The organism is Pseudomonas sp. GW822-FHT02D10 (assembly GCF_058802345.1).
On the sequence record NZ_JBXAOB010000005.1, the window covers coordinates 153004 to 163449 of the forward strand.

Annotated in this window: 10 protein-coding genes; 4 read left to right on the forward strand and 6 right to left on the reverse strand. The window is 56.4% G+C overall.

Annotated features, from left to right (window positions below; all coding sequences use genetic code 11):
- Positions 1-32: 32 nt before the first annotated feature.
- The 4 genes from AC1RPZ_RS10500 to AC1RPZ_RS10515 are packed head-to-tail and all read right to left on the reverse strand — an operon-like array spanning position 33 to position 3478.
- On the reverse strand, positions 33-518 hold the full coding sequence (locus tag AC1RPZ_RS10500; protein WP_493136969.1) for a flavin reductase family protein: 486 nt from the start codon (positions 516-518) through the stop codon (positions 33-35).
- A 12-nt stretch (positions 519-530) separates the two neighbouring features.
- Positions 531-2012: an aldehyde dehydrogenase gene (locus tag AC1RPZ_RS10505; RefSeq protein WP_493136970.1), complete on the reverse strand. Its 1482-nt coding sequence runs from the start codon at positions 2010-2012 to the stop codon at positions 531-533.
- A complete protein-coding gene (locus tag AC1RPZ_RS10510) occupies positions 2009-2842 on the reverse strand; it encodes an alpha/beta fold hydrolase (RefSeq protein ID WP_493136971.1) in 834 nt (277 codons plus the stop codon). Before AC1RPZ_RS10510 ends, AC1RPZ_RS10505 begins: the two co-directional genes overlap by 4 nt.
- 45 nt (positions 2843-2887) lie before the next feature.
- A complete protein-coding gene (locus AC1RPZ_RS10515) occupies positions 2888-3478 on the reverse strand; it encodes an amino acid synthesis family protein (RefSeq protein ID WP_493136972.1) in 591 nt (196 codons plus the stop codon).
- Between the two features lie 792 nt (positions 3479-4270).
- On the opposite strand from AC1RPZ_RS10515, the gene AC1RPZ_RS10520 reads away from it, so the two are divergent.
- Positions 4271-4570, forward strand: a complete 300-nt coding sequence (locus AC1RPZ_RS10520) for an Arm DNA-binding domain-containing protein (protein ID WP_493136973.1) — start codon at positions 4271-4273, stop codon at positions 4568-4570.
- 206 nt (positions 4571-4776) lie between these two features.
- On the opposite strand, the gene AC1RPZ_RS10525 is transcribed toward AC1RPZ_RS10520, so the two are convergent.
- Together AC1RPZ_RS10525 and AC1RPZ_RS10530 are read right to left on the reverse strand one after the other, a co-directional pair.
- Complete coding sequence (locus AC1RPZ_RS10525; protein ID WP_493136974.1) at positions 4777-5133, reverse strand: type II toxin-antitoxin system RelE/ParE family toxin; 357 nt, start codon at positions 5131-5133, stop codon at positions 4777-4779.
- Between the two features lie 2 nt (positions 5134-5135).
- Positions 5136-5426 carry a type II toxin-antitoxin system ParD family antitoxin gene (locus AC1RPZ_RS10530; protein ID WP_493136975.1) on the reverse strand — a complete coding sequence of 97 codons (291 nt, stop codon included), beginning with the start codon at positions 5424-5426 and terminating at the stop codon, positions 5136-5138.
- Between the two features lie 629 nt (positions 5427-6055).
- Between AC1RPZ_RS10530 and AC1RPZ_RS10535 the strand changes: the two genes are divergently transcribed.
- The 3 genes from AC1RPZ_RS10535 to tnpA all read left to right on the forward strand — a co-directional run bounded on the left by AC1RPZ_RS10535 (position 6056) and on the right by tnpA (position 10444).
- Positions 6056-6826 carry a hypothetical protein gene (locus AC1RPZ_RS10535; RefSeq protein ID WP_461959475.1) on the forward strand — a complete coding sequence of 257 codons (771 nt, stop codon included), beginning with the start codon at positions 6056-6058 and terminating at the stop codon, positions 6824-6826.
- 215 nt (positions 6827-7041) lie between these two features.
- On the forward strand, positions 7042-9633 hold the full coding sequence (locus AC1RPZ_RS10540) for a DEAD/DEAH box helicase (protein ID WP_493136976.1): 2592 nt from the start codon (positions 7042-7044) through the stop codon (positions 9631-9633).
- 253 nt (positions 9634-9886) lie between these two features.
- Positions 9887-10444, forward strand: coding sequence for an IS66-like element accessory protein TnpA (gene tnpA / locus AC1RPZ_RS10545; RefSeq protein ID WP_493136977.1), 558 nt, complete (start codon positions 9887-9889; stop codon positions 10442-10444).
- Positions 10445-10446 lie beyond the last annotated feature (2 nt).

Here is a 10446-nt window from a genome sequence, read left to right on the forward strand (position 1 = left end):
CGGGTGACGGTGCGCGGCCCGGAAGAAAAGCATCAGGCCAGGGCGGGCAGGGGGCCCAACTTGCCTTTGTGGTAGATCATCGGTGTCACCGGCTGCTCGGGCAGAATCAGGTTCTTCACCGCGCCGACGATGATCGCGTGATCTCCGCCGTCGTACTCGCGCCACAGTTCGCACTCGATGATCGCCGTGGCATTACCCAGCAGCGGGTTGCCCAGAGCGCTCAGGTGCCAGTCGATGCCCTTGGCCTTGTCCTTGCCTTTACCGGCAAACGCGTAGGCCTCGGCGGTCTGGTCGGCAGACAGCAGATGAATCGCGAACTGCTTGCTGTCGCGCAGGATCGGGTAAGTGTCGGAGGCATAGTTGGGGCAGAACAGCACCAGCGCCGGATCGATCGACAGTGCACTGAAAGCACTGGCGGTAATGCCGACGATGCCGCCATCCAGGTCCAGGGTGGTGACCACCGTGACCCCGGAAGGGAACGAGCTCATGACGTCTTTATAAATGCCGGGTTCGATCATGTCGGTGGCCTCTTAGCGCATCACGAAGGGGTCAGGCATCGGTGCCTGGGAGAGGTTGATCCACACCGTTTTCAGCTCGGTGTAGGCCAGCACCGAATCGATGCCGCTCTCGCGTCCATAGCCGCTGTTCTTGAAGCCGCCGATCGGTGCCATGGCCGATACGGCACGGTAGGTGTTGACCCAGATGATCCCGGAGCGTACGTCTCGGGCCAGGCGGTGGGCACGACCCAGGTCACGGGTCCAGATACCGGCGGCGAGGCCGAACTGCGAGTCGTTGGCAATCGCCAGGGCTTCGGCTTCATCCTTGAAACGAATGACCGAGGCCACCGGACCGAAGACTTCTTCCTGCATGATCTTCATCGTGTTGCTGTCGCATTCGAACAGCGTCGGCTCGTAGAACCAGCCGTCGCCCAGGTTCTGCGGACGTTTGCCGCCCAGCCTCAGATGCGCGCCTTCGGCGATTGCATCGGCCACCAGTCCTTCGACGACAGCCAGTTGCTGCGCAGTGGCCATGGGGCCCATTTCGCTGGCGTCATCCTGGGGGTTGCCGATGCGGATACGCTTGGCACGTTCCACCAGGCGTTCAACGAACTGGTCGTAGATTTCGTCCTGAACCAGTAGCCGCGAGCCGGAGACGCAGCTCTGGCCGGAGGCGGCGTAGATCCCGGCGATGGCGCCGTTGATCGCGCTGTCGAGGTCAGCGTCAGCGAAAATGATGTTCGGCGATTTACCCCCCAGTTCCAGCGACAGTTTGGCGAAGTTCTCGGCGCTGCTGCGCACCACGTGCCGCGCTGTCGCGGCACCGCCGGTAAAGGCGATCTTGCGTACCAGCGGATGACGGGTGAGGGCCGCGCCGGTGCTTGGGCCGTAACCGGTGACGACGTTAACCACACCCGGCGGGATGCCCGCCTCCAGTGCCAGACGGGCCAGCTCGAGAATAGTCGCCGAGGCGTGTTCCGACGGTTTGATTACGATGGTATTGCCCGCCGCCAGAGCCGGGGCGAGTTTGATGGCGGTCAGGTAAAGCGGGCTGTTCCAGGGAATGATCGCGGCGACCACGCCCATGGCTTCGTGCACCGTGTAGGCAAACAGATCCGGCTTGTCCAATGGCAGGGTGCCGCCTTCGAGCTTGTCCGCCAGGCCCGCGGTGTAGTGGAAGAACTCCGGCAAGTAGCTGACCTGACCACGGGTTTCGCGAATCAGCTTGCCGTTGTCGCGGCTTTCCAGCTGCGCCAGTTGCTCCTTGTTTTCGGCGATCAGGTCGCCGAGGCGACGCAGCAACTTACCGCGAGCGGTGGCGGTGAGGCCGCGCCAGGCCGGGCTGTCGAAAGCCGTCTGCGCAGCCTGCACGGCGCGCTCGACATCGGCTTCGTCAGCATCGGGCAATTCAGCCCAGGCTTGAGCCAGGGCCGGGTTCAAACTTTCAAAAGTCTTGCCGGAGAGGGCATCGACCCATTCACCACCGATGCACATCTGGAAGCGTGCGAGTGTCATGCAACGATCCCCTTTATTTGGTTTTGTCGGGCGTTTGCCGTGTCGAGAAATTCCAGCAACAGCTGGTTGACCAGGCGCGGCGATTCTACGGGCATCATATGCCGCTGCTCGGCGAGCACGGCAACGGTGGCACCTGGAATTCGTTCGGCCAGTTGCTGGGCCATTTCCGGTGTCGAGCCCGGATCCAGCTCACCGGTGGCGACCAGTGTCGGTACCTGAATGCTGCCCAAGTCATCAGCGCGGTACATATCCTGGGTTGCGAACAGCTCATAGGTGGTCAGGTAACCTTGCGGATCATTACCGGCCAAGGTCTGGCGAAGGGCCGCGATCTGCGCCGGATTGGCAGCCTGGTATTCGCGGCTGAACCAGCGTGACAGGGCGGCCTCGGCATTGGCATCCGGTCCGTGTTCGGCAGCCTGAGCAGTGCGTGCGATGACCCCGGCGCGCTGTTCGGCGCTGCGATTGAACACACTGTTGAGCACCACCAGGCCTTGCAAGCGTTGCGGGTAATGCAAGGCAAAAGCCCGGGCCACCAGCCCGCCCATGGAAAAGCCGATCACCGTCGCCTGAGGCAACTGCAGGTGGTCGAGCAGGTCCAGCAACTGATCGGCATAGCCGAGCAGGGGAGTGCCGCTTTCCGGGCGCGGGCTGGCGCCATGGCCGAGCATGTCGTAGGCAATCACGCGGTACTTCGTGGCCAGGCCAACAACCTGGCCGCCCCACATTTCTTTGTTCAGGCCCACGCCGTGGATCAAAACTACAGGCTGGCCTTGGCCGGTCGCCAGGTAACTGGTGCCAGCCGGGGTGCGTTCAGCGGTGAGCCGAATCATGGAGCGCTCCTGCATGCCTTTTTGTTGTAGTGGCTCTCACCGGAATTACTGGGCTTTCTCGGCAGCCAGTTCTTCCAGATCGATGTAGCGGTTGCCGATGCGTGGGTGCAGGCGGCCGCCATCGGCGCAACCCAGGACCACGACGATTTCGTCGGCGCGCGGTGCATCTTCGATCTGCATTTCCAGAGTGATGTAGTGCGAACGCAGGCCTTCGTCATCCTTGTGCATCATCGGAATCTGGATCGAGGTGCCCGGACCACCGCGTTTATTGGTAAAGCTCAGGTAGCTCTTGGCTTTAACCGCTTCGCGGTAATGGTTGCCGAAGCGCAGGGTGTGGATGACGGCGGAGGCGTGCTCGATTTCACCATCGGCGCCAACGACGGCCGCCTTGCCGTAAGCCTCGATCTTCTCGGCGCCGCCGATGATCGACACCAGGCGCTCGACCATCAATGCGCCGAGGTCGGAGCAGTTGGCGCGAATTTCCGGTTTCAGGTCTTCGACGAAGCCGCGGCCCAGCCAGGGGTTCTTCATCACCACGGCCAGACCGACCATGGTCACGGGCTTATCGGCGGCCTTGCCGCCTTCGATAAAGGTTTCGTCGACGTAGCTGACGATCTTGCGGATTTCGAAACTCATGAGCTGCTCCGTATGCGGGGTGAGAGATGTCTGTGCGTATGATGGTATACCATAATACCGACAGTGCAAGAGTCTGAAATGAGTTTCTGGTCGGAAGGTGATAAAAAAGGGAAGGGCAATCTCGCGGACAGGTCATTCAATGTATGGCGGGCACGGTGGGCATCGCTTGCAGGCAGGGCAGGATCGATCAAGAGATAGATATTTCGCAATTCGTTAGGCAGTTTTTGTCGCTGAGCGATAAAAGCGGAGCGGGCAGGGCAGGACGCCGAGCAGGCGCTTTGCGCATATTCAATGCGAGTTCGGAAAAGCTGACCACGGGCTTGCGCTGGACGGAAGGGCTCGTTTGGATATTGGCCGATAGTAGCCAGGGGCGAATTGACCCGTTAGGAGGGGAAGGAGAGCGTGGTACCAGATGGCGAATTCTCGGTGAGAAATCATCCCCTTTTTTGCTATTGATACACTTAAAAAACCAGTCCAGAATCAAGTCCATTCCTGTTTCAGGAATAAAAGAAACCCTATAGATTTCAATGGGTCGGACGCTAGATGCGAGTCTCGTTTCCCGCTCCAATTATTGTTTTACGGGTTTCTATTGAGATCTGTAGAGACTTAAAAAAGAGGCTTCGGCCTCTTTTTTAGTTCCAGTAAGCTCCACTCGAAAACACTACCATTCACGTTTTTTTAGTACATTTTTTAGTACATTAATCCGGCGCTTGGTAGATCACTTTTTCGTGGGACTCGCCTCTCTGGAAACCGTACAAATCTCCTCCATCCAAACGAGACGGAGATTGTACGATGGCTCTCACCGATACCTCGGTCCGACACGCCAAACCCCGTGCTAAGGACTACACCCTCCCTGACTACAACGGCCTCGCCCTTTTCGTGAATACGAAAGGCGCCAAGTGCTGGCACTTCCGCTTTTCCTGGGCGGATAAGCAACCCCGTATTTCTCTCGGTACCTATCCTGAAATTAGCTTACGAGATGCTCGCGCTCTGCGTGATGTTGCCAGGGCACTGGTCGCTAGGGGCATCGATCCGCGTGTCCATCGGCAGCTGGAGCGTAATGCCAGGCGCCTGGCCACGGAAAACGCCTAGGAAGCGTTTGTTCAGCATTGAAAGTGGTACGCAAAGTTGAACATCGTGTTTCTGGTCGTGGGTCTCGATAGTCCGGTCGGACCCAGAACCTCCCGCTTCAATTGGCCGCCGAGTCGGCTGACAGCGAGGGCGCTCAGGTTGAGATGTATAGGGGAGGCTTACTTTCGCTGTTCATGGCCAGTTAAGCCTTTGGGCCGGGTCGGTGATCAATCGTTGGGCAGGTGCAGTTGCACTTCCATGGCGTCATGAAGGAGTCTGACGACCTCGATCACGTCGTCGCTTGCCACGCGATAAAACACGATATGGCGTGGGCTTTTGACCATTCCATGGGGGTGTTTGGCCTGCTGGCGTGAATAGATGAGGTGATAGCTGCGAAGGCCCGGTGCAAGCTCATCACGGTCGTGGCTGCCAATGCGATAAGGCGTGCCGGCAATAGCTTGCAGCGCCGAGAGGATCAGCGCCTGGTAGCGCTGGCGTGCTTGATCGCCGAACTGCGTCTGGGAGAGCCTGAGGATGTCGACAATGTCGGCGCGCGCCGCGTTGGAAATCCGATACTGCGACATGCTCAGTGTTTCTCTCTTGCGGGAATCGTTGCCTCCAGGCTCAAGCCCTCGAGGTAGTGCTTCAGATCCCCTTCGTTCAACTGAGTAAAGCGCCCGTGCTCAAGGTCCATGATGCCGATCGAGGTCGCTTGGCGCAGGGCCTCAATTTTGGCGGTGTCTTCGGCGACGCGCTGTTCCAATAGGCGCAAACCTTCTCGCATCACTTCGCTGGCATTTTGATAACGGCCGGACTGCACCAGGTCCTGGATAACCTGTTCCTGGTGAGGGGTGAGCACAACGTTTCGCGTCGCCATAGTTAGCTCCAGCTTTGGGCAAACATGTTTTCCAATTATTGGCATATTATGCCATTTTGCCCGCGAACGCATAGTCTGAGATTTGTATCTGACGAACTGGGTCATCGCGGACATTGTCGCCAGTATCCGTCGATACCTTAACTCTCAGCCCTCAAGGTCAACTCCATTAGGGCAGCCTTTAGGGCCAGCTGGTTTTGGTACAGCCGTTCGAGGACATCAGGTAGCGAAATACAGTGGACATCGTTTCGACCCCAATCGATGAGTCGAAAGCGTAGCGGGGGGAGGGCTTACAGAAAATTTAGTTGTGTTGCATCTACTGGTTGAATCCACAGCCCGAAGCGGACTCTGAGAAGAAACATGGCGAGAGGCCGGCCTCAGGAGCTTATTTGGGTGTCCGTTCGGGCTTGGATACTTGAAGGTCAGCTTCGATCTACATCTACCGAATAGTGTCACCTCCGGAGGAAATAGCCTGTGTATACGATTCAGCCGCCCAACCTGACCTTAACGGTCGGCACTGACTAATGAATGCTTCCATTATTGCCTATCAACAGCCAGCGACGGCTGCGCTAACATAGCGGCAGGAGGTCTTGCTTAGGCAGCAACGGCCATGCATTAAAACAGGAAGTGAGATGCCGATGACCTTCACTAGTTCACCTTCGAAGTCATCCAATGGATGGCAGATTCAGCTCGTTCGGGGCAATCCCGATTGTGCCGCGTTTTACCAATGGATACACAGTGAGCTCACAAGGGTGACCAAAAACTGGCCACCCAAAATCACGAAGCTTACGACCGGTCGAAAGGGCAACCTTGGCGAATTCCTGTCTTACAAAGTTGCGCGTGCTAGTGGGTTGTATGGGAAAGGCAACGGGTACACATTGGCGCTTATGGGAGCCCTGACACCGCTGCAAGATGGTGCCCCGACGGGGCTGGACGTCACTATTGTCCACTTGGACCCAAAGGGCGACGAGAGTAAGGACTGCCTTTACATCATGGAGGTCAAGACTACCGGCGCCGTCAAGTTGACCTACGCGACTGCACTAGTTGATGACTACGAAAAACTCTTGGGGAAAACAACGGTCGCAGGGTCGCTAGGTCAGAGGCTCAATTGGCTCCAAGGCTACCTGATGGAAGTACACGAGTTTGATGACGACGCGCTTGAGCGAGTCGGTAAGCTTTTTATGCCTGAGGCGAAGGACTGCAAAGGCATCAGGCTGCTACCTACGTTGGTTCACGATCGTGGAGTCGGGGATGTGGCGGCTATTGAAGCTCTAGACGATGTTGCCGCGAAGATTCAACAACAAGGGTGGGGTAAGCAGACCATTGAGCCCTGGAGCATTGCGATAAGCACGCTCACGAATTGCCTTGTGCATCTCTCTAACAACGGAACTACGATGCCATGAGCGCCCTCCCTGCTTCAATCAGATTCCTCGAAAGCGCTGCCTCATCTGCAGCGAAGGCGAGAGGGGTTGAACCAACGTGGCCGACCGCAGATCCTTTTGATGTCTCGACCGCACTTAAGTGCATAAGCGCATTCCAAGTTCGCGTAGACCTCGACGTACTTGAGACGCTAGATGATGAGCACAGCGCGCGACCTCTTGTTGCCGCAGCCCGCATCTTGCAATCGACTGCTCAACACCTGCGACGCGGAATAAGTCCGCCGAAAGTTGCTGACCTTGATGACTTGTCATTTCATGCTGCTCTTGCCTTTGCGATGCATGGCAACTTTCCCAGCGCGCGAGCTGCGCTTTCTGATGTGTCCTCAGGCTATACCAAGGAAAGCTTGGTATTCCGTATGGTCGCAGCCATATGCGACCCCTCCAGTAGGGCTGTTCGATATATTTCGAACAACCGGAACTTCGAGAAGTTTCGTTTCTGGTGGTTCCGCGCCCTGCGTAGCTCTAAGAGGCAGACGCGTACCCGAGCATTCAAGTCTGCGCTTGCGCTCTTCACTGAAGCTGCAATGGCAGGAACTATGGCGGAAGGCGCACTCTTGCTGGGAGGACGGGTGGCGGCCTACCAAGCAAAACGATTAGCAACCGTTAATCTTCTCGACGACGCGCCCGAAATTCCAAGATGGTTTATCCGGCACTCCATTCGGGCGGGTACGGTGACAATGCTGCCCCCGCAACACATTCTTTTGAACAAGAAACGAATTGCCAATCACGGGCGCAACACCCTCCTAACGCTTCCCACGAGCACGGGAAAGACTTTTGTTGCTGAAGCTTGTATAGCTGCCGATTTAGAGGGTGATGGCCTTTGTGTCTATGTAGCGCCGTTTGTCGCGGTTGGGGAGCAAGTGAAGGACTCACTTCGGAAACGTCTTGGCGACGAGATATCTTTAGTTTCTATGTTTGGTGGTTTCCAATCTGAAGCCTTGAACAGCTTCGCCGAGAGTGAGGTTGTCGTCGCTACGCCTGAACGGTTTGACGGGTGGCTTCGTTTTGGTGAAAACCTTGATCGACTACGCACGGTCGTCTTCGACGAGATTCATATTCTGGAGAATGGAGTTCGGGGTGCCCGCGTGGAGGGCTTGGTTTCCCGCCTTCGGTTGCTTCAGCGAAGCAACCCAAAGATTCGCATCATAGGGCTGTCAGCTGTATTGACTGAGCCGCAGCGAGTTTGCACATGGCTTGGCGTAGCACAACGCGACCTACACCAAATTGGCTGGCGACCTACCGCTCGCCGATTGGCTATGTGCCTTGCGAACGGGGATATGTACTGGATTCACGGGAACGACGCGCTCCGCCCCTCGGACGAGATACCCACCTCTACCGTATCTGAACCTATCAAAGTCAAACTTCCTGGACAAATCCGACCGGGGAAGTTTCCGATTGTTAACGAGAAGAGTGCGGCCGCCAATCTTGGCTCGATAGCACGCGACCTTTTGACTCGACTGGGTTCGCCCGGGCTGATCGTGTGCTCACGAAAATTGGACACTCGGCTGCTTGCTCATGGACTAATGGAAGATCGAGAATCTGTTGAGAACGACGTAGTTCTAGAGACAGCAGAAAGCATCCTCACACGCTATCCGTATTTAAACTTCCTTGCTGATTGTCTTCGGCGTGGCGTTGCGTACCACAACGCATCTCTTCCCTTTGATGTACGCCGTGACATAGAGAAACTAATCCGGGCGCGTGCGCTCTCCGTGGTTTGCGCGACTACTACTCTCGCCGAAGGAGCGGATCTTCCATTCAGGTGGACTATCGTTGGTCACTGGCTCAGCAGTATGCGTGACGATGGCACGGCAATGAAGTCGATGACTTTCCGTAACATTGCGGGACGCTGCGGGAGAGCTGGTGCCTTTACTGAGGGCGACACGATTCTCTTCGAAAACTTGATGGGCCCTCCATCTTTGAAACTGCGCCAGCAAAACAAGCATCGCTTGGAGGAAGTCATGTTTGCGTCCTCGCCGCTCGTGTCCACGCTTGGTAGCGAATGGGATGAAACTCCCCCCCAAGGGCAAAAACTGCTAGAGGCAACACTCAGCGCGCAACTGCTCGCGTGCATCGGAGAGAACCCCGACGCTGATGATATCGTGTCGGATTTGACGGATGCCTCATACGCTGGGCAGACCGGTGGTGAGGATAACGTACGTCGAATTCTGTGTGAGACCGTTAGTAAAATTTTGGATGACCAACAGGCTGGTGGTGCAATGGCTGTCATGAACAGCCCAATCCGACTCACAGACTTTGGCAAGGCTGCCAATCTGAGCGGCTTTTCGCCTGGAACCTGTCGGCTAATGGTGCAATACCTGACCGAGGAATCTTTTGAAACTCAGGCAGCGCTTTACAGTGATCTGCTGGAGCGGTTTAACGATGTTCCCGAACAGTCTAACGAAACGTTGACAAAAATTTTCTCAGGGGCTAAGCACAGGAACGTGGTCAAGGCCTCAAACATTGAGGAGATGCTGGAGAACTTGCTATCGCGTATGGATTTACGCCAAGTCTTTGAAGCCCTACGCAAGAAGAGCTCTACGGCGAAGCCGGACACCGTTGAGACGATGTTTGAGGACTTTGTGTCGTTCATAAACAGCGTTGTGGGCAATTTCCTACCTTGGATTCTACGAGGTCTCGGGAAGCTCAGCGAGTTCGGGAGTGAAGAGGCGGCCACCATCAAATGGTCGCAAATGGCTAGGGAGGTCGAAGCCGCTTTGCGTGCGAGGGGTGGTGAGGCTGAGATCGACGACTTGCTGATTCCAATTGAGTGATTGCTCTGTTGAGGTTGAGCTACAACTGCTCGCTCAACAAAGACTGGAAAAATAACCTGGCTTATAGATGGTTACTTGAAATTACGCCGTGGCTTTCCAAAATTTGGAGCAAACGGAAGTGTTTGACGTCAATTCAAGGTAAGCGTCCGGTATCCGTCCGGCGAAGTCATCTAGCCCGCCCTGCAAAGCCAAGACATGGTGTGCACTTAAATTTTAAGTGGGCACCATTTCTAGACTTTTAAGCGGGTCTTTCATGCAGCCACAACACCGTTCCTATTCCAAATCCTTCAAAGCCCAAGTCATCCAAGAGTGCGCCCAGCCCGGTGCTTCGATTGCCAACATTGCACTGAGCCACAGCCTCAACGCGAACCTCGTCCATAAGTGGATTCGGCTGCAATCGCAGAAAAGTGTCGCCCTGCAACCTACCTTCATCCCGCTGACACCACAGCCGCCGACTTCACGATTAGATATCACCGCTGCCACCATCTGCCTCGAAATCCCACACCCGCGCGTTACGGTCAAAGTAAGCTGGCCGACCGAAAGCGCGGCTGCCTGCGCGACCTTTCTGCGAGACCTGTTTTTCTGGGGCTTGTTATACCGCTATCGTACGTGCAGCTGTCTGCTGCAGTTGGCGAGCGATTGCATTCGTTTTCGTCAGGCAATGCAGCCAATGCTTCGGAGCCACATGGGGGCATTGGCGCAGCTTGCGGAACTCACTTTTACGGAAGTCGTGTGGCGGAAGACGGACGGTGTCGGCTGGAGTCACTACAGCGGCCGTCTTCACGCCAGTCGAAGGGCGACTTTTCGTTGAAG

Bases quoted from the DNA above. Each gene is read 5' to 3' on its own strand.
- AC1RPZ_RS10500 (WP_493136969.1), bottom strand. From the start codon at position 518: ATGATCGAACCCGGCATTTATAAAGACGTCATGAGCTCGTTCCCTTCC.
- AC1RPZ_RS10505 (WP_493136970.1), bottom strand. From the start codon at position 2,012: ATGACACTCGCACGCTTCCAGATGTGCATCGGTGGTGAATGGGTCGAT.
- AC1RPZ_RS10510 (WP_493136971.1), bottom strand. From the start codon at position 2,842: ATGATTCGGCTCACCGCTGAACGCACCCCGGCTGGCACCAGTTACCTG.
- AC1RPZ_RS10515 (WP_493136972.1), bottom strand. From the start codon at position 3,478: ATGAGTTTCGAAATCCGCAAGATCGTCAGCTACGTCGACGAAACCTTT.
- AC1RPZ_RS10520 (WP_493136973.1), top strand. From the start codon at position 4,271: ATGGCTCTCACCGATACCTCGGTCCGACACGCCAAACCCCGTGCTAAG.
- AC1RPZ_RS10525 (WP_493136974.1), bottom strand. From the start codon at position 5,133: ATGTCGCAGTATCGGATTTCCAACGCGGCGCGCGCCGACATTGTCGAC.
- AC1RPZ_RS10530 (WP_493136975.1), bottom strand. From the start codon at position 5,426: ATGGCGACGCGAAACGTTGTGCTCACCCCTCACCAGGAACAGGTTATC.
- AC1RPZ_RS10535 (WP_461959475.1), top strand. From the start codon at position 6,056: ATGCCGATGACCTTCACTAGTTCACCTTCGAAGTCATCCAATGGATGG.
- tnpA (WP_493136977.1), top strand. From the start codon at position 9,887: ATGCAGCCACAACACCGTTCCTATTCCAAATCCTTCAAAGCCCAAGTC.